The sequence below is a fragment of the Alitabrizicola rongguiensis genome, from assembly GCF_021491355.1.
Lineage (GTDB): Bacteria > Pseudomonadota > Alphaproteobacteria > Rhodobacterales > Rhodobacteraceae > Aliitabrizicola > Aliitabrizicola rongguiensis.
The window spans coordinates 1,110,514-1,136,218 of sequence record NZ_JAKENF010000001.1 but is presented as its reverse complement, the minus strand read 5'-3'; the positions used below and the strand labels follow the sequence as shown (position 1 = coordinate 1,136,218).

The following is a 25,705-nucleotide window of genomic DNA, read 5'->3' as shown; positions in this document are numbered from 1 at the left end:
ACAACGAATATCCGGCAACGTCACGCTTCTTTGCCTTTATGCCAGAATCCTGTCAGATTTCTATGTGACTAGTCGGCCTTGCCCGGATATGAGGGCGCGCGCAGCGACCTATTGAGAGCTGAATTAGAGAAGAGAAATGACAAAATACAAGGTGACTAAAGCCGTCTTCCCGGTTGCAGGTCTTGGAACCCGTTTTCTTCCCGCGACCAAGTCGATCCCAAAAGAGATCATGACGCTCGTCGACCGGCCCCTGATCCAGTACGCGATCGACGAGGCGCGCGCGGCAGGCATCACCGAATTCATCTTCGTCACGTCTCGCGGCAAGAGCGCGCTCGAGGACTACTTCGATCACGCGCCCATCATCGAGGCCGAGCTCAAAGCCAAGAACAAGAAGGATCTGCTTGAGGTCCTCAAGGCTACCGACATGGAGTCGGGTGCCATCGCCTATGTGCGGCAGCAGAAGGCACTTGGCCTAGGTCATGCCGTCTGGTGCGCCCGCCGTCTGGTTGGCGACGAGCCCTTCGCGGTGCTGCTGCCCGATGACGTGATCGCTGCTGAAAAGCCCTGTCTGCAGCAGATGGTCGAGACTTACGAGGAAACCGGTGGCAACATGGTTGCCGCGATGGAGGTTTCACCGGCCAAGGCTTCGTCCTACGGCGTGCTCGACATCAAGGATGACATGGGTACGCTCGTCTCGGTCAAGGGCATGGTCGAAAAGCCGAAGGCCGAAGAAGCGCCGTCGAACCTTGCCGTCATTGGCCGCTACATCCTGTCGCCTACGGTTCTGGACAACCTTAACCGCATGAAGCAGGGCGCAGGCGGAGAAATCCAGCTGACCGACGCAATCGCCGACGAGATCACGGCGGGCAACCCGGTCTATGGCTTCCGCTTCCGCGGTCAGCGCTACGATTGCGGCTCCAAGGCCGGCTTCCTTCAGGCCACAGTGGCTTTCGGCCTGGCGCGGAGCGATCTGGCCGAAGAGTTCTCGGACTATCTGCACCACATGATCGCGCAGCAGAAGGCGGCGCAATAGCAGGTGGTTGCCCCTCGGGCGCGGATTCTCGACCTGACCCGACTCCTGTCACGGATCGGGTCAGGACCGCCGACCGGGGTTGATCGCGTCGAGCTTGCATATCTCGACAGGTTCCTGAATGACACGGTCCCCGTCTTCGGCCTGGCCAGGGCCGGGCGGGGTTTCTACTTGCTTGATCGCCCGGGCATGGAGCGCTTGCGGCTTGCGTTGCACGCCGCTGCGCCTCCGGCAAAGCGAGGTCGAGGCCTGCTTGCGCCGCTCGCAATTGCGAGCGGGCCGATTGCAGCCCTCCCGCTTCGCCGGCATGTGCCCGCCGGCGCCGAATACTACAATGTCGGTCACGCCAACCTGTCTCGCTGGCGGCTGAGGGCCTTTCGGAAGTTCGCTCGCTGCCGCATCACCGTGCTGATCCATGATGTGATCCCACTCCAGCACCCAGAATTCACCCGGCCCGGCACGCAAGCCAGCTTCAGGCGCAAGATGAAGGCGGTCGCCCGGGAAGCGGACCGTATCATCTGCACCTGCAACACCACGGGGGCAGACGTCCGCGCTGCGCTGAAAGACCTTGGTCGCGTTCCGCCGATCGTTGTCGCGCCACTGGGGATCGACCAGGTAGATGCCGCTCCAGACCGTCAGGTTGTCGACCTGCTGGCAGGACGGCCCTACTTCCTGGCCATCGGTACGATCGAACCGCGCAAGGGTTACGATTTCCTGCTCGACCTTTGGGAGGAGATGCACAGAACCCGTCCCTTGGCCGAAATCCCCTGCCTTGTCATCGCCGGTCGCCGGGGATGGCGCAATGACGCCGTCTTCAGCCGCCTCGACAGGCTGCCCATGATCGGACAAACGGTGTTCGAATGCGCCAACCTGTCCGACGGCGCAATTGCCTCGCTGATGGTGGGCGCCGAAGCCCTGCTCTTCCCATCAAGGGCGGAGGGCTTCGGACTCCCACCCATCGAGGCTGCGGCGCGGGGATGCCCCGTGCTTTGCTTGCCGCTCCCCGTGTTCGAAGAAATGCTCGGCGACTATCCGGTTTACCTGAAGGAGGGCGATGGCTATTCTTGGTTGGAGACGATGGACGGGCTGATGAAGACAGGCCGGCAGCGCGACAGGATGGAACGACGGAGACATACAATCCGCCGACCACCTGAATGGGGAAGCCATTTCAACCGCGTTTTAAGCCAGCCGCTATAGGTCGACCCAAGAGGCAGGGCATCGGGGGCAGGGCGCGGATTGAACTTGTTCAGAAGTTATAGGTTGCGGCTGATCCGCCGACGCTGGCGGTTCCGCGCCTGGCGCAAGGGCAGGGAATTGCGCCCGCTCATGAGCCGGGTGCAAAGCATTCGGCACCATGACATCCTGGCATTCGCTGTCCTGCGCAACGAACGCATCAGGCTGCCTTATTTCCTGGACTACTATCGCAAGCTGGGCGTCAATCATTTCCTGATCGTGGACAATGACTCCACGGACGGTTCACGCGAATGGCTTGCCCAACAGCCTGACGTCTCACTTTGGCATACCGAGGCAAGCTACAAGAGGGCCCGGTTCGGGATGGACTGGCTGAATGGGCTATTGCGCCGCTATGGCCACGGGCATTGGACGCTGACAGTCGATCCTGACGAGTTCTTCGTCTATCCGTTCTGCGATACCCGCCCGCTTCGGGCGCTGACCGACTGGCTGGACAGTTCGGCGATCCGTTCCTTCTCGGCCATGCTGCTCGACATGTACCCGAAAGGTCCGATCGACGGAGAAGCCTATCGCGAAGGTCAGGATCCGTTCGAGATCGCGAGTTGGTTCGACTCCGGAAACTATCAGATCGCGCGAGACAAGATCTACGGCAACCTGTGGATACAAGGTGGCCCGCGAGCGCGGCATTTCTTTCAGGACGCCCCGGCGCGGGCTCCGGCGCTGAACAAGATCCCGCTGGTAAAATGGCACCGGAACTACGTCTTTGCCAGTTCCACCCACATGCTCCTGCCGCGAGGCCTGAACCTTGTCTATGACGAACAGGGTGGGGAAAAGGCATCGGGATGCCTGCTGCATGCCAAGTTTCTCGACACCTTCCCGGCCAAAGCCGAGGAGGAGATGGATCGCAGGCAACACTATGCCGCCAGTCACGAGTACCGCGCATATCGTGAAGGACTGTCCCGCCAGCCCGAGCTTTGGTGCAAGTGGTCAGAGAAATACATCAACTGGCGCCAGCTCGAGATCCTCGGACTGATGTCCAAGGGCAACTGGGCATGAGGGCGAGCACTGGATGACCGTCGGGTTCATCATGCTGTGTCATACGGCGCTGGATCGCGCGGCTCAGGTTGCCCGCCATCTGGCGGAACGCGGCTGTCCCGTCGTCATCCACGTCGATCGCCGCACCAGACGACGCCCGGTCCATCGGCTGCACGAAATGCTGAAGGGCGTCCCGGACATTCGATTCTGCCGGCGGCATCACTGCGAATGGGGTGGTTGGGGCCTTGTTGCTGCCACGCAGACCGCCGCCGAACTGATGCTGAAGGAGTTTCCGCAGGTCCGCCACGTCATGCTGGCGTCAGGCTCATGCCTGCCGCTGCGGCCGGTCGCCGAACTCGTCGACTATCTGGATGCCCGACCGCACACCGACTTCATCGAAAGTGTGACGACAACCGATGTCGGCTGGACGGTCGGCGGGCTGGACGAGGAACGCTTCACGCTGAGGTTCCCGTTCTCGTGGCGCAAACAGCGCCGGTTGTTCGATGTCTACGTGAAACTTCAGCGCCACCTGGGATTCCACCGGAACATACCCGACGGAGTCATCCCGCATCTTGGCAGCCAATGGTGGTGCCTGACCCGCCGGACACTTTCCGCCATTCTCGAAAGCCCCAGCCGGCCCGAGCATGACCGCTATTTCCGCAAAGTCTGGATCCCAGATGAAAGCTACTTCCAGACACTGGTGCGACTCTATTCGGATCAGGTCGAAAGCCGGTCGTTGACCCTTTCGAAGTTCGACTTCCAGGGCAAGCCGCACATTTTCTATGACGACCATCTGCAACTTCTGCGCCGGTCGGACTGCTTCATAGCGCGCAAGATCTGGCCACATGCCGAGCGGCTTTACGCGACCTTCCTGTCTGATGACATCGGCGGTCAGCCTCGGGCGGAACCCAATCCCGGCAAGATCGACAGGCTGTTCGCCAAGGCCGTCGAACGCCGGACACGAGGGCGCCCGGGTCTTTACATGCAAAGCCGCTTTCCAGGGTCTGGTTGGGAACCGAGCCGCACCTGTTCGGCCTACTCGGTGTTCGAAGGCTTTGCCGATGTCTTCGAGAACTTTGACACCTGGCTTGGGCGCGCAGCAGGCATGCGGGTCCATGGCCACCTCTTCGCGGCCGACAGGGCGCATTTCGCGGGCGGAGAAACGGTTTACAGCGGTGCGCTAAGTGACGGTGCCGGCCTGCGCGACCGCAATCCCGCGGCATTCCTCAGCAGCCTGATCTGGAACACGCGCGGGGAACGCCAGTGTTTCCTGTTCGGACCACGCGATGTACAGACGGTATCCGAGATTGTCGCGGCCGACGTGAATGCGCACGTCTCGGTTATTTCCGGCGCCTGGTCGATTCCGCTGTTCAAGGCCAACCTCAATTTCGCCGAGATCCGCCGCGAGGCAGCCCGACTGCAGAAGATTGAGCTGGCTCATCTGGACATGCTGCGCCGTCCGCAGTCGAAGGCGCGGGTCCGGGTCTGGACGCTGGCAGAGTTCATCGAGAACCCGATGGAGCCGCTGCAGACGATCGTCGACGAAATCAGCCCCCGGTCGCTGCGTCGCCTGACCGAAGTCCCGCGAATGACGGATCTCACCGGCTTTGGCCAGTTCCTCCAGAACCTGCGCAACCAGGGCATGCAGCCTGTCCTAATGGGCGATTTCCCTGTTGGCGCCGATGGCCAGCCCGGCGACAGCCGACGTGGCCGCCCCTATCTGGTCCGCTAGAGCATGAGTCGGTTCACCAGTTTCGTGCTGCTCGGAGGGATGAGGACGGGGTCCAACTTTCTAGAGGCAAACCTGAACGCGCTTCCCGGGGTCCACTGCTTGGGCGAGCTGTTCAACCCGCATTTCATCGGCAAGAAGGATCAGACCGAAGCCTTCGGCTTTGACCTTGCAGCACGCGACCGCGATCCGCTGGCGGTCCTTGCGCGGGTCAGATCGGCGCAGGATGGCCTGACCGGCTTTCGTCTGTTTCACGATCACGATGTCAGGGTCCTGGATAGTGTTCTGGCCGATGCCAGCTGCGCCAAGATCGTGCTGACTCGAAATCCGCTGGACAGCTACGTCTCGCTGAAGATCGCACAGGAAACCGGCCAGTGGATGCTGCGCAATCCAAAGAACCTGAAGACCGCCAAGGTCAGGTTCGATGGCGAGGAATTCGCAGCCCATGTCGCCGCCCAGCAGGAATTTCAACTGTCGATCCTGCACGCATTGCAGATCAGCGGCCAGACCGCCTTCTATCTTGACTACGAGGATATCGGCGATGTCGCGGTGCTGTCCGGCCTGGCCCGCTTTCTCGGGGTGGACGCGGCGATCGAGGCGCCGGATTCGACCCTGAAAAAGCAGAACCCGGAAGAGATCGAGACAAAGGTCTCCAATCCTGCCGCCATCGCGACGGCGCTGCAGCGACTGGATCGGTTCAACCTGTCGCGCACCCCGAACTTCGAACCCCGACGAGGGCCTGCCGTTCCGGCGATGATCGTGGCCCGAGACGCGTCGCTGCTGTTCTTGCCGATCAAGGGCGGCCCAGAGGCAGAGGTGGCTGCCTGGCTGGCGGCAGTCGGGGGCGGAACGGATAGTGGCCTCAGCCAAAAGGATTTGCGGCAATGGAAGCGGGCTCGGCCCGGCCATCGCAGCTTCACAGTCCTGCGCCATCCGGTGGAGCGCGCTTATGTAGCCTTCGTTGAGCGGGTCGTGACTGGACCGGCCAGCGACGTTCGGCGCGCCCTGCAACGGCAACACGGCTTGGATCTGCCCGCCATCGGGGAAACGGTTGCGCAAGAGCAGCGTCGATCGGCCTTCCTGGGCTTCCTTCGATTTGTGCGGATGAACCTTTCAGGCCAGACCGCCATGAAGGTTGATGCCCATTGGGCAACGCAGGCCGCGATCATCCAGGGATTTGCCCAGATCGTGCCGCCTGATGCCATCCTGCGCGAGACGGATGCGACCGAAACCCTGGCAGAACTCTGCGGGCAGGTGGGTTGCCCCGTGCATGTCTATACCGGGGCGACAGCGCCGGAAGACCTGGCGACCATCTACGACGACGGGATCGAGCGTGCCGCGCAGGAGGCATTCCAGCGCGATTACGTCACCTTCGGATTCGCGCGCTGGCGTTAGGCTCAGGCGGCTTGGGTGGTGCGGGCTTCGGTAAGAATGGCGTAAAGCTTTGCCGGATCGGTATTCGCCCGGAGCTTGGCACAGACAGTAGGATCCCGCATCGTGCGGCTGACCAGTGCCAGAGCTTTCAGATGATCGACGCCGGAATCCTTCGGCGCAAAAAGCGCGAAGACGAGATCGACCGGCTGGCGGTCGACCGAGTCGAAATCGAGCGGCTTTTCGAGCCGCAGGAAGATGCCGACAATCCCGGGCAGCTCCTCGAGCCGGGCATGAGGCAGGGCGATTCCATGGCCGACGCCGGTCGGGCCGAGGCTCTCGCGCTCTTGAAGGCCATCGACAGCCACGGCTGCGTTCAGTCCATAGGCTTGGGCGCCTATGTCACCCAATTCCTGGAATAGGCGTTTCTTGCTGGTTAGGGTGCCAAGAACCCGCACGGCACCCGGTTTCAGCAGCTTGGAAAGTTCCATGTTTTGATCAGATCCCGCGCCTAGGAGCGCTATTTGCTGTTGCGCGGGTCGATCCAACCGATGTTTCCGTCATCGCGCCTGTAGACGACATTGACCCCGCCGTGTCCTTCGTTGCGGAAGACCAGCATTCGGTGCCCGGCGAGCTCCAGCTGCATCACGGCCTCGCCGACGGTGATCGAAGGAATCTTCGTCTCCATCTCGGCGATCACGATGGGCTGGAGCGTATCAAGCTCCGCATCCTCGGTCTCCTCGGATGGGGCGAGGATATAGGAGGAGCCGGGGTCGAATTCAACCGGTGCCGTACGGTCACGGTGATGGCTGCGCAAACGGCGCTTGTAGCGGCGAAGCTGCTTGTCCAGCTTTTCGCGGCAACTTTCAAAAGCTGCATAGATTTCAGAGGCATGACCCTTTGCCTGCGCGGTGAGCCCTGTCGACAGGTGGATGACGCTTTCGCAAAAGAACTCATGGCCGACCCGGCTGAAGACCACGATGCATTCGGTCGGACGCTGGGCGTATTTCTCGATAACCTCACCCAGTTCCGCTTTCACATGGGTCTGCAGCGCTTCCCCAATGTCGATCTGCTTGCCGCTGATCTGGTACCGCATGGTTGCTCCTTCAGATGGTCGCTCGGCCAGAAAGACGCGCGAGTGCCACGACCCGGCCACCTGCGCGTCCTGAATTCTCGGAAAACCCATGTCCTGCGCGGACGCCCTCACAGGGGGCAGAAATCCTGCCTGTGCTGGGGGAGTCGAAAAGGGCGACTTGCGCGTGCATCCACTTCATTTGGCGGCAGATCAGCGTTCAAAGTCAACTGGATCGTCACGGGATTGTCATCGACCCATGCGCCGAACTCAGCCGATGCGGAAATCCCGACCCAGATAGACGCGGCGAACATTCTCATCCCGCACCACTTCGTCCGTCGTCCCGCTCATCAAGACGGCGCCATCATTCAAGATATAGGCGCGATCGACGATTTCCAGAGTCTCGCGGACGTTGTGGTCGGTGATTAGGACGCCAAGCCCGCGCTCCTTCAGGTCATGAACGAGCTGACGAATATCGCCGACCGCGATTGGATCCACCCCGGCAAAGGGCTCGTCGAGAAGCAGGTATTTGGGCTCGGCAGCCAGGCAGCGCGCAATCTCCACCCGCCTGCGCTCGCCACCGGAAAGAGCCAGCGCAGGAGCCCGGCGAATGTGGGTGATCGAGAAATCCGACAGCAACTCTTCCAGGCGTTCGCGCCGGCGACGCTGATCCGGTTCGCGAATCTCCAGAACGGCAAGGATGTTGTCCTCGACAGAGAGCCCGCGAAAGATCGAGACCTCCTGCGGCAGATAGCCGATGCCAAGCCGCGCGCGGCGATACATCGGCAGGCCCGTCACGTCGCGCCCGTCGATGATAATCTGTCCGCCTTCGGGCGAAACCAGCCCGGCGATCGAATAGAAACAGGTGGTCTTGCCCGATCCGTTCGGACCAAGGAGTGCCACGACCTCGCCCCGCTGCAGATGCAGGCTCATGTCGCGGATTACCGGACGCCGCTTGTAGCTCTTGCGCAGGTGCCGCACATGCAGCCCGGCCGAGCCTTCGGACACGGTCAGGACAGGATCAGGGCTCACGGCTGCTCGCCTGACGTCTGGCCGGGGACAAAAACCGTCTGTACCCGACCCTCCATCAGACCCGTGCCTGTCACCAGATCGACGTTGAGGCGCTGGCCCGAGATCGCGCTGCTACCCTGAGTCAGAAGTACGTTGCCCGTCATGAGGACATGGCCATCATCGACCGTATAGACGGCCTCCTGCGATTCCGCCGACTCGCCGCCATTCACCAGCGTGACACCGCCCGTCGCGTGCATCCGCGTGATCTTCTTCGTGGTTTCGGCATATTCGACGGTGACCGACGGCGCGGTCAGCCGCATTTCACCCTGAACGACGAGCACGTTGCCAGTGAAGATCGCCGTTCCATCGGCTTGATTGACGGTAAGCTGGTCAGACGTCACCTCAACGGGCTTGGTCGGATCGCCCTTCATGCTGCCGAATGCAACATTTGCACCCTGCGCCTGAGCCCACACCAGGTCCGACGCCGGCATCAGAAGAAGGCTCAGGCAGATGGCGCGCAGTATGAATGGCATCCGGTCTCGCAAATCGGCAATTTTCATTGTTTCGGATCGTATATCAGCCGAACTCGACCGTTGAAAACCAGAACGTATTGCCCAGGCGCATTCGGGTCAGGGCGGATGTGCATGGTATCCGAGGTCAGCGGCCCCATCGGGGCCTGGCCTGCAACGCCGCCAGTGGCGTCGATCAATGTCTCGGCCGTCGATCCGGTGACCACGGGCGCAGCGATACGATAGCCGGCGGAGTTCGTCAGCGTCACATTGCCCTGCATGGCATAGGTCTGTTTCGCCGTGTCGACCTGTCCGGCCTCTGCCGTCAACTCGGTTACTTCGCCATCCGGCGTTTTCATGGTTCCGACCATCTGCGACGCCTTTCCCCGCCCGGGATCGGCAAGATCCGGTCGGGCTTCCGCCGCGTCGATGGTGATGAGCGCGCCGTCACTGGTCATGCCAGAGTACTTCGGCTGGGTCAGACGCGGTTCGCGCGCACGGTCATCCAGCTCTGCCCGGCTGTAGGGCAGCGCCTCCGTCGGGTCGATCTTGCGCGAAAACAGAAAGATCGACGACATCAAGGCCAGCGCGACCAGGGGCAGCACGATCTTCAGCCAGCGGATAAGCCGGGAATAGGCGTTGTCCGCCTGCGCCATCATTCAGACCACACCAGCCCGAAGGCAGTCATGGATATGCAGAATCCCGACTGCCTTGCGGCTGCCTTCAGGGTCCACAACGAAGAGGCAGGTGATCTTGCGTTCGTTCATTACGGCAACGGCCTTTTCCGCCAGCGCGTCCGGGCCAATAGTCCGGGGATTGGGTGTCATCACTTCCGCGGCGGTGCGCGACAGAAGTCCGTCCATATGCCGCCGGAGGTCGCCATCGGTGACCACGCCCGCCAGATAACCATCGGCATCGGTTACACCAACCACGCCAAAGCCTTTTCGGCTGATTTCCAGCAGCACCTCGCTCATCGGAGCCTGCTCCAGGACCAGAGGCATGCCGTCGTGCATCAGATCCCGGACACGCATCAGCCGGGCGCCCAACCGTCCACCGGGATGGAACACGCGGAACTGCTCGGGCGTAAACTGCCGATGTTCCATCAGCGCGATCGCCAGCGCGTCGCCCAAGGCAAGCGTCATCGTGGTCGAGGTCGTGGGGACAATTCCCGTATCACAGGCTTCCGGTGCAGCAGGCAGGATCAGCGCCACGTCACATTGGCGGATCAGAGTCGAATCCTGACGCGAGGCAACCCCGATCAAAGGAATGCCGAACCGGCGTGAATGCGCAATCATATCCGCCAGTTCCGGCGTCTCTCCTGAATTCGACAGCATGAGAAGCACGTCGCCACGCATGACCATGCCGAGGTCTCCGTGACTAGCCTCCGCCGGATGAACGAACTGCGCAGGGGTTCCGGTAGACGCGAAGGTGGCGGCGATCTTGCGCCCGACATGGCCCGACTTGCCCATGCCAGAGACGATGACGCGCCCCGTCGAATCCAGGATCAGGCGAACCGCCTGATCGAAGGCGCCGTCGAGGCTTGCCGACAACAGGGCGAGCGCTTCAGCCTCGCGGTCGATGACTCGGCGGGCCGTGTCCAGGAAGCTGTCAGTGGTGGAAGAGGTCATTCGGCTCGTCCCAGCCCAGAAGGTCCAACTCGGCCCGCGTCGGCAGGAAGTCGAAACAGCGCTGCGCCAGATCAAGCCGCCCTTCGCGGACAAGCCGCGCCTCCAGTTCTTCCTTCAGGCGGTGCAGATACAGGACATCCGATGCCGCATAGTCCTTTTGCGCCTCGGTCAGTTCTGCTGCGCCCCAGTCCGATGTCTGCTGCTGCTTCGACACATCCACGCCGACAAGATCCGCCAGAAGGTATTTCAACCCGTGACGGTCGGTGAAGGTCCGCACCAGTTTCGAGGCGATCTTGGTGCACCAGACTGGGGCGGTGGTGACGCCGAATGCGCGCTTGAGCGCCGCGATGTCGAAACGGCCGAAATGGAACAGCTTCAGCACGCCCGGATCGGTCAAGAGCCGCTCGAGGTTTGGGGCGGAGGTCTGGCCGATGGCGATCTGCACCAGATGGGCATTCCCGTCCCCTGAGGAGAGTTGCACGACGCATAGCCGGTCGCGACGGGGATCAAGACCCATCGTTTCGGTGTCGATCGCAACGACTGGCCCAAGGGCGAGGTTGTCGGGCAGGTCGTTCTGGTACAGATAAACGGTCAAGATCGATCCTTGCATGGTCGGGCGGCCGATTGCCGACCGTGGGTTGCAGTATCCGGGCTGGGTCCAAGGCGTCAATGGCGGCAGGTCATCCCGGGTCAAGGCAGGCGGATTTCGCCATGAATGTGACGTCTTTGGATGATTGAAACCCCGATGGGGAACAGATTTTCCGACAAGACGAGCGCTTCTCGGATGCACTGGCCAGCAGGATCGGCGACTTCGTTCGGCATGGGCGCCATGTCCTTCGGACTTTCGCCTTGCGCGAGATGCTTTCAGCTTCGACCAAGCGGTCGGACGGCTTGTGGGCGGCAAATTCCGTTTGGTCTCTAGGCGGCTGCCGACCCCGGGCGGCGTTGCCAATCGATCGGCTATCGCTACCTTGCGGACGAACGCGAACTGCTCACAGAAGCCATCTCGCCTGCCCATCGCTTTTCCCCGGCCATCGTCGACGACGTCGGGCTTTGGGCGCCGCCAACTCATCTTGTCAGCGAGCCGGTCGAAAACCCGGTTCCGGGCAAGCTGCACCTCATTTCGCAGTTGCTGCGGTTTCGCGGCGCGAAAGCTCGCGGATAGGGCGGCAGTCCGATACACGGTCTCTGGCCTGTCCGCAGCAAAAAAGGTGACCTTGACACGGCGCGGATCCTAATGGGCATCGCTGGCCGGGCTACGCCCAAGGGCTCTGGATCGCACAGAAATCCGGCGTCGCAAATCGAGCCGAGGCCCGCAAGCCAACGCATGAGGTTACGGCTGGCGTAGTCTGCGGTGAGCCTGTGCCCGCAGAACTGGCGCTATCATCTACGGCTGGGATCGCTCTAAGCCACAGCGGGCAATCTCGATGGCGCGATCGCCCATTTCACGATGGCTGCGGGTCTTGCGCCCCACTCTCCCGAACCGACGCAAGCCCTGGTCGGCCTTCTGAATGCGGCCGGCCGGCCAAGGGAGGCTCAGGTCTTGGTTGAACAAGCGATCCTGCTCGCCCCAAGGGTATCGGCTTTGCGGCTTGCTGCGGCTCGAATAGCCATGTCGCTCAGCGATGGCCAACTTGCCCTGCTCCATGCAGAGCTTGCCATTGCAACCAGCCCTGCCGATCCGGTCGCTCACGACCTCTTGGCAGAAGTGCATGACAGCGAGAATCGGCCGAGCCTGGCACAGCGCCGGATGGCGATGGCCAGCGATTTACGCAAATTTGATGCTGCCTTGGCGTCTTCCGAGCGTCCGTCGGGCTGAATCTGAGTTCGGCCACCTTTACAACCCTGCCTTCTCCGTCGAAAGCTCTCGCGCGGAATTATGCAGTTAGTTTGTTTGGGGGCGTTTCTTGGTTTCCAGCAGTATTCCACTGATCCGGACTGGCTCCATCCGGCCGGTTACCGCATGGATCGAAGCCAATGGCGGTTCTGCCGATCGCTATCTGTCGGGAGTTGGGCTTGGGCGGGTCGATCTTGACCAAACAGAGCGGCCAGTGGCGATGCTCGCCGCTTTGTCGTTTCTGCATCGGGTAGCGCGTGCGGAAGGGGCATCGGACCTTGGGCTGCGCGTGATCAGTAGCGACAGCTTCTGGGAACTTGGCAGGCTCGGACAGCTCGCGGTTGCCGCAAAGACACCACGCGACCTGCTAACCTTGGTGTCGCTCGCCTCACCGCGATTCTGTACGCATCAACGGATCAGCATCGACTCGCACCCCGATGCGCCAACCGTCCGGTTCCGTTTGCCAGAGTCCTTTGACAAAGACGCGGCGCATCTTACGCATCAGTATAACCTCGGAATGGTCGCAAGCATTTGCCGGGCGACCGGCTTTCCCGGGCGCCACATTGCCAGAATCAGGGTGCCAACCGACGCAAGGGGCAGCGTGGATGCCATCCGGCCATGGTTCGACTGCCCGATCGAGATTGCCACGAGTTCGACTCTTGACGTGAAGATCGAGCCCGGCATTGCCGACTGTTTGCTTCTGCGCCATCCCTCAATGGCGCAGGAACGGGGGGTATGGCTGCCGCTTCGGGAAGAGCTTGATTTCCGGTCCTCTGCCATGCTGCTCATCGGAGATATGCTGGCGGACGAAACCCCGACCGTCGGCCGGCTCGCCGAAATGTCCGGGATGAGCCAGCGCACAATGCAGCGGCGGCTCGAAGCCAGCGGAACAAGCTTTTCCGCGCTTCTCGACGAAGTTCGTCGCAACGCGGCGATTTCCGCCCTGGCCAGCGGCGATGGCAGCCTGTCGGACCTTGCTGCCGGCCTTGGTTATGCCGGCCAATCCTGCCTGACCCGGGCGGTCCGGCGCTGGATGGGTGCGCCTCCGCGCGAGCTGCGCGAACGACTGGCAAGCTGATCCACGTCACCTGAAATGTTCGTTGAGCCCGCACTGGTGCGGCTTTGGCCAATCACGCCTTGGTCAGAACCATATGTTTCCCGCCAGAAAAAACAGGCTTGCGATGCTGCGCTCCAGTTAGTAGGACTTTTTCCGATTCTTTTTGTCGGGATATGGGCGCCATGCTATCCGCGTTTCTTGTCATGCTTCGCGAAGGGCTTGAGGCTGCGCTGATCGTCGGGATCATTGCCAGCTACCTTGCCCGGACGGGCCGGTCTGACTGGCTTCCCGCGGTGTGGATCGGGGTGCTTCTTGCAATCGCAATTTCGCTCTTTGCCGGGGCAGCGGTGCTGGTGGTCGGAGCGCAGTTTCCGCAACGCACCCAGGAACTCTTCGAGGCGATAGTCGGTGCTGCCGCGGTGGTCATCCTGATCTCGATGATCTTCTGGATGCGCAAGGCCGCGCGTTCGATCCGCAAGACAATGGAACACGACATTGACAAGGCGCTGGCCGATGCGCGTGGACCGGCATGGGCACTGATCGGCCTGAGTTTCTTCGCGGTGGCGCGCGAAGGTCTGGAATCAGTGTTCTTCCTTGTTGCGCTGTTCCAGCAAAGCCCTGGGCCGGAGGCCCTGATCGGGGCACTTCTAGGTCTGGCCGTAGCGGCAGCGCTTGGTGTCGCGATCTTCCGCGGCGGGCTTCGGCTGGATCTGCGGCTCTTCTTCCGCTGGACCGGCGTGGTGATCATCCTTGTGGCCGCCGGTCTTGCCTCTGGCGTGCTGCGGAGCCTGCACGAGGCCGGCGTCTGGAACCTGCTGCAACAACCGGTCTGGGACCTGACCCGCACCCTGCCGATCACCTCTGTGACCGGAACGATCCTGAGCGGGCTGTTCGGCTATCACGATGCGCCCGTCCTGGGTGAAGTTCTGGTCTGGGTGTTGACCTTTGGCGTGACGCTCTGGTTCTTCCTTCAACCCGTATCGCCCCGGGCCGCCGGGCAGGAGGCGCGGTCATGACCGCCAGCGAATCCCAGACCCCGCCGCTTTCACGCCGTGCCGCACGGCTGGCGCTCATCGGGTCTGCCGCGCTCGTTGTCCTCGGGGCAGGGGCTGTCTGGTGGGCGGCCAGCCACGCTGTGCCGGAAAGCATCGAAGGCGAGATCACTGTGACGATCACGGACGCAGCCTGCGATCCAATGACCCTGACGGTGCCTGCCGGCAAGTCGACCTTCCGGATCCAGAACGCCTCGAACCGTGTTCTCGAATGGGAGATCCTTGATGGCGTATTGGTTGTTGCAGAACGCGAGAACATCGCGCCCGGCCTGAACTCGACCCTTACGGAACGGCTGAAGCCCGGGACCTACGACATCACCTGCGGATTGCTTTCGAACCCCCGCGGAACGCTGACCGTCACACCGACCGCGGAGTCTGAGGCGGCCATTACCGCGCCGGAACTGCGCGCGTTCGTCGGGCCACTCGCCGAGTATCGGGTCTATCTCAGCCGCAGGGCGTCCAGCCTGGTTAAGGCGACCGCTTCCCTGTCCGACCGAATCGCCGCAAACGATCTTGACGGTGCGCGGGCGGCGTGGATCGAGGCGCGGGAACCGTGGAGGCAGATGGCACCGGTTGCTGGCCGCATGGGCGACCTTGTCAACCGGATGGACCCACTTGCGATCTATCTGCAAGGACAGGAGTCGGACCCTGCCTTTACCGGCTTCCACCGGATCGAATATGGCCTTTGGTCGCAGAACTCGACCGACGGCCTTGCGCCAGTGGCGCTAGCGCTGGCAGCAGACGCAGTTGACCTGCAGGCGCGGATCAAGGCGCTGGAGGTTTCTCCGGCCGACCTTTCGGCCAATGCGGCCGATCTGGCGCGACGCGTCGCGGATCAGGCCGCGGGCGGGCAGACCCCCTACAGCCAGACCGACCTTGCCGAATTCGCGGCCGATCTCGATGGCATCACGAAGTCCGCGATGCTGGTCGATCCATTCGTCGCGGCAGCCGACCCCGTGACCTCTGCGGCACTTCATCAGGCGATCGAGGCAACACAGGCCACGCTGGCAAGCTTTGCGGTCGGCGGTGCCTATCCCTCATTCACCGAGGTGGATTCAAGCGGTCGCAAGGCCATTTCCGCCAGTTTCGAGACGCTTTCAACAGCCATTGCAGCCCTCAACCCAGCAATCGGCCTGGAGTAGCAGGATGACCAACGATCACCTTCGCACGTCGCGCCGCGGCCTGTTCCTTGGCGCTGCCGCGCTTGCAACCGCGCCACGCCTCGTCTTTGCCTCGACCGAGGCCGAAACGCGCCATGCGGCCGACGCTCCGATCGAGGATGCCGCCCGGCTCTCCGACCGGATACAGCCTTACGGTCCGCATCAGGCAGGCATCACCACTCCTCGCCCTGCCAACGGCATGATCGCCTCATTCCACGTGCTGGCCGACAACCCTGCCGATCTCGAACGGCTGTTCCGTCGGCTGACCGATCGGATCATCGTGCTGACGAAAGGCGGCCCGGTGCCCGAACTGGACCCAAAACTCCCGCCGAGCGATAGCGGCATTCTGGGCCCCGTGCTGACCCCCGATGCGCTGACGGTCACTGTCGGCCTTGGGGCGTCGCTTTTCGAGGATCGGCCCTGGCTGCAGCCGGCCAAGCCTCGGGCGCTGGTCCGAATGGCACAATTCCGCAACGACGCACTGATCGCCGATCTTTGCCACGGCGATCTGGTCATACAGCTCTGCGCCAACACGCAGGACACGGTGATCCACGCCCTGCGGGACATCGTGAAGTCGATCCCCGACCAACTGGTTCTGAAATGGGCCCAGGCGGGCAACGTGCCCGTCATCTCGCCACCGCCCGGCGCCCCACCGGAAAGCGCGCGCAATCTCCTCGGATTTCGCGATGGCTCTGCCAACCCGGACAGCGCAGATGCATCGCTGATGGACACGGTGGTGTGGGTCGGGCCTGCAAATGATGAACCCGATTGGGCGACGGGCGGCAGCTACATGGCCGTCCGCATCATCCGCAACAATGTGGAGCGATGGGATCGCACGCCCCTTCTGGAGCAGGAGCGAATCTTCGGTCGTACCAAGATCACCGGGGCGCCGCTCGATCATCCTCATGGCACGGAAGCCATGGCGCCTGACTTTGCCGCCGACCCGCACGGCAAGGTTACACCGCTCGATAGCCATATCCGCATGGCCAATCCGCGCACTCCTGCCTCGAAGGCGAACCTGATCCTGAGACGGCCGTTCAACTATGTGAACGGCGTGCTGAAGAACGGCCAGCTTGACCAGGGGCTTCTGTTCATCTGCTGGCAGGCCGACATCGAGAAGGGATTCATCACCGTCCAGCGCCGCCTCGATGGCGAGCCGCTGGAGGAGTACATCAAGCCAGTCGGCGGTGGCTATTTCTTTGCCCTGCCGGGCTTTGCCGAGGGCGGAGATGATTTTCTCGGCCGGACGCTGATCGCCGCACTTTCCCCGACAAGCCAGGACTCCAGCCAGTCGGGCCTTTCCACCAGCCAGGCCCAGAACTAGGGCCGCGAAATCTCAGGAGTCTTCATGCGCATGTTTGCCCTTACGGCAGTTGCCGGCCTTCTTGCCGCAACTGGATCCCAAGCAGCCGAAACGCTCGACCTTGTCGGACCAGTCAGCGAATACAAGCTTTTCGTCTCGGAGCAGACTGACCTGCTCGTCGAGGACACCGAGGCCTTCGTCGCCGCCGTCAATTCAGGCGACGTGGAAAAGGCCAAGGCGCTATTCGCTCCCACCCGACAGCACTACGAGATGATCGAACCGATTGCAGAGCTGTTTTCCGACCTTGACGTCGCGATCGACAGCCGCGCGGATGACTACGAGAAGGCAGAGGCAGACCCCGACTTCCCCGGCTTTCACCGGATCGAATACGGTCTGTGGGAGCATAACTCGACTGAAGGGCTGACCCCTGTTGCCGATCAGCTTCTGGCCAATGTGCAGGACCTGCAGGGCCGGATCGAGAGCCTGCCCTTCCCGCCCGAAGTTGTGGTGGGCGGTGCCGCCGTACTGATGGAAGAGGTGGCGGCCACCAAGATCTCCGGCGAGGAAGATCGCTACAGCCACACGGACCTGTGGGATTTCAAGGGCAACTTTGACGGCTCGCAGAAGATCGTCGAACTCGTCAAGCCGCTTATCGCCGATCAGGATCCCGCCTTTGTCCGGCAGGTCGACGCCAATTTCGCCGTCATCGACACGACATTGGCGAAGTATGAAGAAGGCGAAGGTTACGTCACTTACGACAAGCTGACCGAACAGGACCGCGTCAAGCTGGCTGCCGCCGTCAATGCCCTGGCCGAGGACCTCTCTACCCTGCGCGGGAAGCTCGGACTCGACTGAAGCCTTGCAAGGTCACGACGCCGCGCGGCCAGCCGGGCTGCGCGGCTTTCTTTGTTCGCAAGACCAATTGTTGCCTGAGCAACGCACCGCTTCCGGTTGGGGCCGCTTGATTGGTCGTTGTGAGAATTCAGGGCGCAAAAAGGGGGATCAACCAAAAAGAACCCCCCGCAACCCATTAGGATTGCGGGGGTTCTTTTTTGGATAGTGGTGCCGGTGAAGGGACTCGAACTATTGTCTACCCGTATCCAACTTTGTCCGTTTTATTTGATAAGTAGCAATAGTATATCTATGACTTGTCCGTAGTTGTCCGATGAAATCCGTGGTAATCCAGTGCCAATTGTGGGGCTGGATGTGGGGCTGGTGCATGGTTCGTGGCAAGAACAAGCTGACGGCGATGCAGCTCAGATCGGCAGCTGAGGGGGTGGTGCAAGACGGCGGTGGCCTCTTTCTCGACAAGAGGGCGGACGGTGGCAAATGGACCTATCGCTACTCGATCGCGGGCCGTCGCAGGGACATGGGGCTGGGGTCCTTCCCACAAGTGTCGCTGGCGGCCGCGCGCCAGGAACGCGACAAATGGGCTGCGGTACTGCAGGGCGGCCTTGATCCCATTACCGAACGGCAGCGCCGCGTTGAAGCTGAGGCGGCGGCGGCGCTCGACAAAGGGCCGACGGTTGAAGAACTGGTCAATATGGCCTTCGAGAGCCTGAGACCCACTTTGCGCGACGAGGGAAAGCGCGGGCGCTGGCTATCGCCACTTCGCGTCCACATCCTGCCGAAGATCGGCAAACGAAGAGTCGGAAGCCTGGATCAGGCCGACATCCGCGATGTGCTGGCGCCGATCTGGTTCGCGAAGCCCGAGACAGCGCGCAAGGCCTCGACCCGGTTGCGCATGGCCTTTGAGTTGGGGCGCCTCGCCCGCTATCCGATCGACCCGTTCATCGTCGACATTGCCCGGCAACTGCTTGGCAAGCGGCCGAAGCGGAAGCACAAGCATATCGCGTCAACCGCGTGGCAGGACGTCCCCGACCTCTACGCCCGTCTGTGTGAATCCCACACCGCCTCACATCTCTGTCTGCGTCTCATCATCCTGACTGCCGTGCGGGGTGATGCCGCCCGCGGCGCCCGGGTCGAAGAGATCGAAGGCGACGTCTGGACCGTGCCCGCCGATCGGATCAAGGGCCGCGAAGGCCATGTTAGCGACTTCCGGGTGCCGCTAAGCACTGCGGCTCTTGAGGTGATCGAGATGGCCAAGGCGGTGGCTGTGGACGGCTTTCTGTTTCCGGCAAGGAAGCGGACCGACAAGTGGGGTGGTATCACCGCCAATGCGCTTGAGAAGGCCCTGACCACCCTTGGTGAACCCGGTCGGCCGCACGGGTTCCGCACCTCGTTCCGGACCTGGGTGCAAGACCAACAGACCGCCAGCTACGATGTTGCCGAAACAGCACTGGGCCATATCGTCGGCAGTGAGGTCGAGCGCAGCTATGCCCGGTCCGATCTGCTCGACCAGCGCCGCCTTCTGATGATCCGTTGGGCAAACTTCGTGACCGGGTCCGAGTCAAAGGTGATCGAACTCAGACGCGTCTAGGGCACGAGATGCGGTAGCGGTTGGATGCAGATGCCAACCGAAGCGGCCTCTCGCCCCCTCGCCCGCGATTGCCTCAGCCCAAGGCCCGGATCAGTTCGGCCTGTCGGTCGTTCGACACCGGGCAATAGGCGCTGATCGTGGTGACGACGCTTTCATGCCCGAGGTTCTGCGACCAGGCCTTGAACTGCTCGCGGGTCTTGCAGATCTGGTCGCCATGCTTGACCAGCGTCTTGCGAAAGCTGTGCGGCGCGAAGGCCGGCAAGCCGGCATTGACGAAGGCCCCCTTGATGACCTCGCGGATCGCCGAGGCATCGCTGTAGGTCTCGCGCGACAGGCCTACGACGGCGAAGGCGCCGTCCTTCTGCTTGAGCAGCGGCTTGGGGAACAGCGCGTCTTCGTTGCCGAACAGCAGGTCACGGCGCAGGTGGCCGACCCAGTCGGCGAAGCAGTCGACATAGTCCTGCCCGACCGGGAAGAACCAGGTGGTGAAGGTCTTGGACGCCTTGGTCTTCACATCGCGGGCATCCTGGTAGACGCAGGCCTGGTCGAGGTCGATGCGCTTGAGCCGCAGCGAGGCGATGGCCCCGTCCCGCGCCCCGGTCAGCATGAGGAAAGCGAAGATGGCTTTGTTCCGCCGCTCGATCTCGGTCGTCACCGGCATCAGGTTGAAGGCATGGCGGCACTGTTCGATCGTCGGATAGGGCACGTCCCGCTCGGTATGGGCGATCCGGGCGTCCTTGGCGTTGAGGTTGAAATACTCGGCATCGGCATAGGAGATGCGCGACTTGTATCCGGGCTGGCCGGCCAGCCAGAGGAAGAACGCCTTCACCGCCCGCAGCGTGCCGTCGATCGTCGCCTTCGCCAGCGGCTTGCCGGTGCGGCTGTTGGTATCGGCTTCCAGGCGGCGTTTGAAGCTGACCGCCTGCTCGATGTGGAACTTCTTGAACGGCTTAACACCGGTGCTGCATTCGAACCGCCGGATTGCCTCGGCGGCCTTGTCGACGGTCTTCGTGTCGCTGCGCTTGGCCTCCCGCAGGAAGTGCAGGTAGTGGCGCTTGATCCGCTCGTTTTCTTCGTTGTGTTTGCGGGCCATCGTGTTTGCCTTTCGAAGTGTCGGTTTGAGAGGAGGTCGGGGGTATCCCTTAGGCCTGCGACCCGACCTTGCCCGCGACGTCGAAGATCTGGCCGATCCGCGCGAGATCGCGGCGGCTGACCATCTTGTTGCAAGGGGTGCCGCAGACCTCGCAGAGCCCCACGAGGCGGGCGGTCTTTGCCGATTGCAGGTGCAGATCGACCAGCATCCCGAAAGGCTTTCGCGGCAGTTTGCAACGGAGGCAGAAGAACTCATCCTCGGAGAGGTCGATCCTCGACCTCGCCCGCCGATTCTGGAGGAAAGCCTGAAGATCGCTGCCCACAATCAGGACCGGTCGGCGCCCGACGAACGCGGGCAACCCTGTGCGGATCCACCCGCGCACCGTCCCGATCGAAACACCGATGGCGTCGGCGGCTTCCTGCAAAGTATAGGACCGGGCGGCTCGAACGGAGCGGGGGTTCGGTCGCTTAGCCATGGGCGGGACCCTCGAACAGGGCTCGGATTTCCTCTGCTTTCCAGACGGTAGTGCGCGGGCCGAGTTTCTGCGGTTTGGGGAATCGGCCATCCTTGACGCCCTGCCACCAGGTCGAGCGGCACACCGGGATCGGACCGGCCGGGGCAAGGATGGAAGAAAGCCGGACAAAGCCGGTGCGGGGGAAGTTCTGGTCGTCCAATGCGATTCACCTCGGAGCGAGTACGTTCGAGGTGATCCTGTCAGAGCCAAATCCGGATGAGGCAGATCTGCAATCCTGCCTATCCGATCAGAAATAACCTACGGGAAACATGAGAAAATCGAAAAGATAATCGTTATACGATTATCTCTCTGGTCAGAGATCGAGCGGCTCCCACCCCTCTGGCAACTGCGACGCCCCCAGTCTGAGATACTTCAGGATGGTTTCTCGAGTCAGTTCAAGACCGAGCCTGGCCGCCATGTCTTCGAACTCTTTCGGGATAGGGCTGCGCGCCTGGTTCGGCTGGTAGCCATGGTCCGTGATCGCCAATGCAACGAGAAGCATGGAGAGCGATCGCTTCTCCCGGTCATCGAACTTGCTTGATCCTTCAACTGCGGCCTGCCCAGGCGGCGGTTCGACCGCGATGTCCTTAGACCGGGCAACCATGTCCGCCAGCATCGCGGCGAAGCCAGGGTGCACATCAAGCTCTACTTCTTGGACCCACGCCAAGAGCTCCGTTGGAGAAACGCGGTGGTCGTAGCCATCGGGATTGAACCTTCGTCGGATTAGCTCAGCTCGGCGCAGGGCATACTGATCAATCAGATCCGTACTGTCTTTCTTGACTATTGAAAGCTTCCGACCTTCATAGATGCCTGCGGGTTCCAAACCGAATGACAACCACAGGGCTTCACTCAACTCGAAATAGGCCGACCTTCCCCAATGTTCGAAGTCTGCCATCAACCGCGGCGCACCAAGTGCGGCAGCCATGGCCGGATGAAGACTACGGACAAGGTCGGTTGCCCTCTGTTTATCTCCCCGTTGCCATTGCTCGGCGGCGGGTTCTGTCGCAACACCACGGCGATCAAATGATTTCGCGAGCTGTTCGCCGCCTTGGGCTACTATCCATTCGCGGATGCGCCTTCGACCGGAAGCAATGACCTCGTCAACGCGCATCATCAATGCGTCGAAGTCGGGACCAATTGCCGGTCCCTGTTCCGGTGGTGTCCACTGAAGGAGCGGCTTCGCAGTCATAACGTACACGCGCTCCGCGAGCGTTGAGCTCTCGGTCCTTGGGACGGTCAACTTGGATCTCCTAGGCGGTAACACGGACTAGGATTTTGGCTTCACAGACGGCGGAAATCTAGCAGGCGGCTCGCATTTGTCTGTTGAGCTCGGATCTGTTGTAACCTTTCGGGTGGATTGTCGCGCCTGCTAGGTCGGTGAACTCGGCTCCGCGATCGGGCGAAACGCGACGCGCGAATGCCTTGACAGACTCTGCCAATCTCTGGCCAGGAACGAAGAGAAGGCCGGAAATCAGGACCGACACCGCAAAACCAATCATACCGAGTCCGATCCCTGCAACCTTGGCTGCAATGTTGCCTGAGGCCGCCATGAATTGCGGCCCGAAACGTTTTGCTGCTGCCTCAAGATTGACAGAAGCCAAAGTCCAGGCCGCATGGACCTTCTCGCCGATGAATGGCCATTCCTTCACGGAGTCAGGTGGCCGAGGTACATTGATCGTGTGTTCCTGGAATCGAACTACGAGATCCGCTGTGGTATCGGTCAGGCTAAGAGTCGCAGCTCCCAAAGGGCCAAGAACGATCAGCAGACCAAGAACGGTGATAAGGGTTGCTGCAAGACCCCCACGGCCGCCAAGGCGCAGGCGCAATGCCTCGAATGCCGGATACAGGGCCACTGCAAGCACCACCGCCCAGATCGTCACAATGGCAAAGGGCGCCAGTAAGTGAGCGAGAAGTAGGCGAAAAAGCCGACGATTATGAGCTTAATCAGCAGGTCGGTGAACTTTGTATCGAAGGATTGATCCAATTTGCCGAACTCGGTCGCGTGCGATGATCCGTCATCCTGCATCATGCCGATCTCCTTGAGACGCGCCGGGTTTGACCGCCTGCAACGCAACGGGGCCTGACCCTCATTGTCTAAACCAGCAAAACGGATCGCTCCGGTTAATCCAGAGATAGACTTTTTCAAAGTTTTTCTCGTGATGCTCCCCTCTTTCGAGAGATGTCGAGCGTTTTGCAAACCTGACGGAGTTCATAGAGTTCTTGACCGAAGGTCGACCGACTGCCCCGAAGCCGAGAGCATTAAGCGTCCTGTGGCTCCTTACTGAAATACTCTAGGGCTGTCCTTGTCTTCATTGAGTCCACGGCGACGATCGGAATGCCGCAACTCTTTATGAAGGCCCGAAACTCCGCAGCGGCCTGAAAGGCTTCTCTTGGCTGAGCCTTGGTCGAAATCTCGAATATCCTCGAGCCGTCGGGATAGAGCCACAGCTCGACTGTCACGCGTCGGTCGTATTTCTTTGGCTGCTCCTTAACGCGCAGCAGGAATGTCGGACCGAGCGGGACAAGAGAGTCGAGGTCAATGCCTTCCGGCGCATGTTCCGCGAAGAAGGCACGCTGATCTTTGGAGAAGAGTGTCGACAGCAGCGCCGATCCCTCAGCGACCGAACGCACGTCTTCCCCGCTGCATACCCCTTTGAAAGAAGCCGAACAGACATGCCCGCCGGGCATCGCATCGAGTTCGATCTTGAAGGCCGGTGAGCGGCGCAGCTCTGGATCGACCGCCGCTGGATCAACCGGGCGCAGCTTGATCGCCGAGTCTCCAGCGCCCCCCTGGATTCGTCGCGCCCTGACTACCAGCCCCGCACGCTGCAAATCCAAATCCTTAGTGTCAAAGAAATAACACTGGCGCGGTTCAGCTTCGACAGGATCAAAACCCAAGCGCTGGATCGCCGGCCGGATGTTGGTATCGGGAAGCGTAAGCTTGAGCTCGACGCTGGTCGAGCCCTTCAGCAGATCGAGCATCTTCATGACGTCCGCTTCCGACGCTACGGGCGCGTCCGCCGCAGGTGGGGATTTTCTGTTTGTCGACTTCATCGCTTCCTCCCGTTCAGGCTCATTTCGTATGCCAGATTGACTGCACCCAACTTGTAGCGGACCGACGGACCGTCAGCCGAAGCGGTCCTGCAAGACGCCGTGGCGTAGCCCACGATCGCTGACGACAAGCCTCTCACAGGATAGCGTCTCCATTACCGACTTCACGATGCAGGCCCCGGCAAGGATCACTTCCGCGCGCGCCGGTTGCAAACCGGGCACCGAGCGCCGCTGCGATGCGTCTAGACGGCTGAAGAGATCGACCTGCCGATCGACTTCGGCAAGGTCAAGGACCGTTCCCTGCACCTTTTCGGGATCGTAGCTCGTCAGGCCGAGATGGACGGCCGTCATATTGGTGATCGCTCCGCCCATGCCGATGAGGTGGTCCGGAGCCGGCCTGTCACCGAGGCGCGCCAGATCGGCGGCGATCGCTGCCAGGGCTGCCTTCAGTTGTTCCGCATCGACGTGACCATCCAGTCCAAAAGCCTCGGTGTATCGCGCGGCCCCGACATTCAGGCTGAACCGCTCATCCACGATCGACCCGTGCCCGAAGGTGAATTGCGAACTACCGCCGCCAGTGTCGAAGACCACGGTTCTCCCCGTCGCCTTTGCCAGGCCGGAGGTTGCGGCGAGGAAGGCCAACCGGGCTTCCTGCTCGCCCGAGATGACCTCCACGGCAATGCCTGTCTGGTCCCTGATGGCTTCCACGGCAGTCCCGGCGTTCGATGCCTGACGCAGGCCGGCGGTTCCGACGGAAAAGATCGCCTTTGCCCCGTGGCGTCTGGCTTCCTTCGCCATGCCGCCAATTGCCGCGATCGTGCGCTCCAGCGGCGCTTCGCCAATGCAACCGCTCTGAGCGAGGCCTTCGCCGAGGCGGGTCACCTCCGCCCTATCGACGATAGAGCGCCAGCGACCCGTGGCGTCCTGCGTGCCGATATGGAACTTGACCGAGTTCGTTCCGACGTCGATCACCGCCCAAGTTTCTGGCGCGCCGGAAGCCAAGGCAGCAAGCCATCGGGGGTAGCTGATGTTCTCGTAGCCCGCGAGGCCGAGCCAAGCCACACCCCTTAGGACCGCGTCCGCATCCGTGGATTCGACGGCGATGGTGCGAGTGGAGCGTCCGTCTGCAACGACATCGGACAACTCCGCCATGCACCCCTCGACAGAGTAGCGAACACGCCGTTTGTGGACGCTTACGACCCTCACCTTGCCGGTTTGCGACTGTAGCACCGACAGGAGGCCGTCAAGAGACAATCGGTCTTGCTCGGGAAGAGTTACCCTTGGCCCTAGGGCCGCACTCAAGACATCCAGGGCAGACGCATCAAGCGGAAATGTAGCCTTCAGAACGGGGCTCCATTGCTCGAGCCCGTGCGCATCAACCTGCCGGAGTACCTTGATGTCTAGCAACTCGTCCCGGATCTTCACATTCCCGCCGGCTTCGGACCAGATGTAGATTTCGTCGCTGACATGCACCGGGCTCTTGGCCAGCGTCGCCAGTTTCCGGTCTGCCTCGTCAAAACGATCTCCGAAACTGCGCCACTCCCAACGTGATGGCTGACCTGTCATTTCGGCCTCCCCGGGGTCCTAAGCGACACCACTTCTGGCTAATTGAATACACCGCG

General features: G+C 61.7%; 26 protein-coding genes and 1 pseudogene. 12 read left to right on the top strand and 15 right to left on the bottom strand.

Features of this window, described 5'->3' with window-relative positions; translation table 11 throughout:
• The first annotated feature begins 136 nt into the window (after positions 1-136).
• From galU to L0V05_RS05590, 5 genes are all read left to right on the top strand, one after another.
• Positions 137-1,033: a UTP--glucose-1-phosphate uridylyltransferase GalU gene (gene galU / locus L0V05_RS05610; protein WP_234869100.1), complete on the top strand. Its 897-nt coding sequence runs from the start codon at positions 137-139 to the stop codon at positions 1,031-1,033.
• A 3-nt stretch (positions 1,034-1,036) separates the two neighbouring features.
• Complete coding sequence (locus tag L0V05_RS20620; RefSeq protein WP_234869099.1) at positions 1,037-2,227, top strand: glycosyltransferase family 4 protein; 1,191 nt, start codon at positions 1,037-1,039, stop codon at positions 2,225-2,227.
• Positions 2,228-2,290: 63 nt separating this feature from the next.
• Entirely contained in the window at positions 2,291-3,277 is a 987-nt protein-coding gene (locus L0V05_RS05600) for a glycosyltransferase family 2 protein (protein ID WP_406565953.1), read from the top strand.
• 13 nt (positions 3,278-3,290) lie between these two features.
• Entirely contained in the window at positions 3,291-4,988 is a 1,698-nt protein-coding gene (locus tag L0V05_RS05595) for a DUF5927 domain-containing protein (RefSeq protein WP_234869097.1), read from the top strand.
• 3 nt (positions 4,989-4,991) lie between these two features.
• Positions 4,992-6,380 (top strand): sulfotransferase family 2 domain-containing protein, encoded by a 1,389-nt coding sequence (locus tag L0V05_RS05590; protein ID WP_234869096.1) that lies wholly within the window; start codon positions 4,992-4,994, stop codon positions 6,378-6,380.
• A 2-nt stretch (positions 6,381-6,382) separates the two neighbouring features.
• Here the strand turns inward: L0V05_RS05590 and L0V05_RS05585 are convergent, their stop codons facing one another.
• The 7 genes from L0V05_RS05585 to L0V05_RS05555 all read right to left on the bottom strand — a co-directional run bounded on the left by L0V05_RS05585 (position 6,383) and on the right by L0V05_RS05555 (position 11,186).
• Complete coding sequence (locus L0V05_RS05585; protein ID WP_234869095.1) at positions 6,383-6,847, bottom strand: PTS sugar transporter subunit IIA; 465 nt, start codon at positions 6,845-6,847, stop codon at positions 6,383-6,385.
• 29 nt (positions 6,848-6,876) lie between these two features.
• A complete protein-coding gene (hpf, locus tag L0V05_RS05580; RefSeq protein ID WP_234869094.1) occupies positions 6,877-7,452 on the bottom strand; it encodes a ribosome hibernation-promoting factor, HPF/YfiA family in 576 nt (191 codons plus the stop codon).
• A gap of 246 nt (positions 7,453-7,698) precedes the next feature.
• Entirely contained in the window at positions 7,699-8,460 is a 762-nt protein-coding gene (gene lptB, locus L0V05_RS05575; RefSeq protein WP_234869093.1) for an LPS export ABC transporter ATP-binding protein, read from the bottom strand.
• Positions 8,457-8,972, bottom strand: a complete 516-nt coding sequence (lptA, locus tag L0V05_RS05570) for a lipopolysaccharide transport periplasmic protein LptA (protein ID WP_234869092.1) — start codon at positions 8,970-8,972, stop codon at positions 8,457-8,459. The genes lptB and lptA overlap by 4 nt, the downstream gene beginning before the upstream one ends.
• A gap of 23 nt (positions 8,973-8,995) precedes the next feature.
• Entirely contained in the window at positions 8,996-9,604 is a 609-nt protein-coding gene (locus L0V05_RS05565) for a hypothetical protein (RefSeq protein ID WP_234869091.1), read from the bottom strand.
• A gap of 3 nt (positions 9,605-9,607) precedes the next feature.
• Complete coding sequence (locus tag L0V05_RS05560) at positions 9,608-10,576, bottom strand: KpsF/GutQ family sugar-phosphate isomerase (RefSeq protein WP_234869090.1); 969 nt, start codon at positions 10,574-10,576, stop codon at positions 9,608-9,610.
• Positions 10,557-11,186: a ribonuclease D gene (locus L0V05_RS05555; RefSeq protein WP_406565952.1), complete on the bottom strand. Its 630-nt coding sequence runs from the start codon at positions 11,184-11,186 to the stop codon at positions 10,557-10,559. The genes L0V05_RS05560 and L0V05_RS05555 overlap by 20 nt, the downstream gene beginning before the upstream one ends.
• Before the next feature lie 816 nt (positions 11,187-12,002).
• Between L0V05_RS05555 and L0V05_RS05550 the strand changes: the two are divergent.
• From L0V05_RS05550 to L0V05_RS05520, 7 genes and pseudogenes are all read left to right on the top strand, one after another.
• Positions 12,003-12,395: pseudogene (locus L0V05_RS05550) on the top strand (hypothetical protein); the annotation flags it as partial.
• A gap of 88 nt (positions 12,396-12,483) precedes the next feature.
• Positions 12,484-13,491 carry an AraC family transcriptional regulator gene (locus L0V05_RS05545; RefSeq protein WP_234869087.1) on the top strand — a complete coding sequence of 336 codons (1,008 nt, stop codon included), beginning with the start codon at positions 12,484-12,486 and terminating at the stop codon, positions 13,489-13,491.
• A 161-nt stretch (positions 13,492-13,652) separates the two neighbouring features.
• Complete coding sequence (gene efeU, locus L0V05_RS05540; RefSeq protein WP_234869086.1) at positions 13,653-14,486, top strand: iron uptake transporter permease EfeU; 834 nt, start codon at positions 13,653-13,655, stop codon at positions 14,484-14,486.
• The gene (gene efeO / locus L0V05_RS05535) at positions 14,483-15,664 is read left to right on the top strand and encodes an iron uptake system protein EfeO (protein WP_234869085.1); all 1,182 of its coding nucleotides are present in this window, start codon (positions 14,483-14,485) and stop codon (positions 15,662-15,664) included. The genes efeU and efeO (L0V05_RS05535) overlap by 4 nt, the downstream gene beginning before the upstream one ends.
• Before the next feature lie 4 nt (positions 15,665-15,668).
• Positions 15,669-17,006 (top strand): iron uptake transporter deferrochelatase/peroxidase subunit, encoded by a 1,338-nt coding sequence (efeB, locus tag L0V05_RS05530; RefSeq protein WP_234869084.1) that lies wholly within the window; start codon positions 15,669-15,671, stop codon positions 17,004-17,006.
• Between the two features lie 24 nt (positions 17,007-17,030).
• Positions 17,031-17,840: an iron uptake system protein EfeO gene (efeO, locus tag L0V05_RS05525; protein WP_234869083.1), complete on the top strand. Its 810-nt coding sequence runs from the start codon at positions 17,031-17,033 to the stop codon at positions 17,838-17,840.
• A 310-nt stretch (positions 17,841-18,150) separates the two neighbouring features.
• Entirely contained in the window at positions 18,151-19,425 is a 1,275-nt protein-coding gene (locus L0V05_RS05520; RefSeq protein ID WP_234869082.1) for a tyrosine-type recombinase/integrase, read from the top strand.
• Between the two features lie 73 nt (positions 19,426-19,498).
• On the opposite strand, the gene L0V05_RS05515 is transcribed toward L0V05_RS05520, so the two are convergent.
• The 8 genes from L0V05_RS05515 to L0V05_RS05480 all read right to left on the bottom strand — a co-directional run bounded on the left by L0V05_RS05515 (position 19,499) and on the right by L0V05_RS05480 (position 25,649).
• Entirely contained in the window at positions 19,499-20,518 is a 1,020-nt protein-coding gene (locus L0V05_RS05515; RefSeq protein ID WP_234869081.1) for a site-specific integrase, read from the bottom strand.
• Between the two features lie 49 nt (positions 20,519-20,567).
• Positions 20,568-20,993, bottom strand: coding sequence for a helix-turn-helix domain-containing protein (locus L0V05_RS05510; protein ID WP_234869080.1), 426 nt, complete (start codon positions 20,991-20,993; stop codon positions 20,568-20,570).
• A complete protein-coding gene (locus tag L0V05_RS05505; protein ID WP_234869079.1) occupies positions 20,986-21,192 on the bottom strand; it encodes a helix-turn-helix transcriptional regulator in 207 nt (68 codons plus the stop codon). Before L0V05_RS05505 ends, L0V05_RS05510 begins: the two co-directional genes overlap by 8 nt.
• Before the next feature lie 153 nt (positions 21,193-21,345).
• The gene (locus tag L0V05_RS05500; protein ID WP_234869078.1) at positions 21,346-22,221 is read right to left on the bottom strand and encodes a hypothetical protein; all 876 of its coding nucleotides are present in this window, start codon (positions 22,219-22,221) and stop codon (positions 21,346-21,348) included.
• A 109-nt stretch (positions 22,222-22,330) separates the two neighbouring features.
• Positions 22,331-22,912 (bottom strand): AI-2E family transporter, encoded by a 582-nt coding sequence (locus L0V05_RS05495; RefSeq protein ID WP_234869077.1) that lies wholly within the window; start codon positions 22,910-22,912, stop codon positions 22,331-22,333.
• Positions 22,909-23,178 carry a hypothetical protein gene (locus L0V05_RS05490; RefSeq protein ID WP_234869076.1) on the bottom strand — a complete coding sequence of 90 codons (270 nt, stop codon included), beginning with the start codon at positions 23,176-23,178 and terminating at the stop codon, positions 22,909-22,911. Before L0V05_RS05490 ends, L0V05_RS05495 begins: the two co-directional genes overlap by 4 nt.
• Positions 23,179-23,291: 113 nt before the next feature.
• Positions 23,292-24,086, bottom strand: a complete 795-nt coding sequence (locus tag L0V05_RS05485) for a CYTH domain-containing protein (RefSeq protein ID WP_234869075.1) — start codon at positions 24,084-24,086, stop codon at positions 23,292-23,294.
• Positions 24,087-24,158: 72 nt separating this feature from the next.
• Entirely contained in the window at positions 24,159-25,649 is a 1,491-nt protein-coding gene (locus L0V05_RS05480; protein WP_234869074.1) for a Ppx/GppA phosphatase family protein, read from the bottom strand.
• Positions 25,650-25,705: the final 56 nt, after the last annotated feature.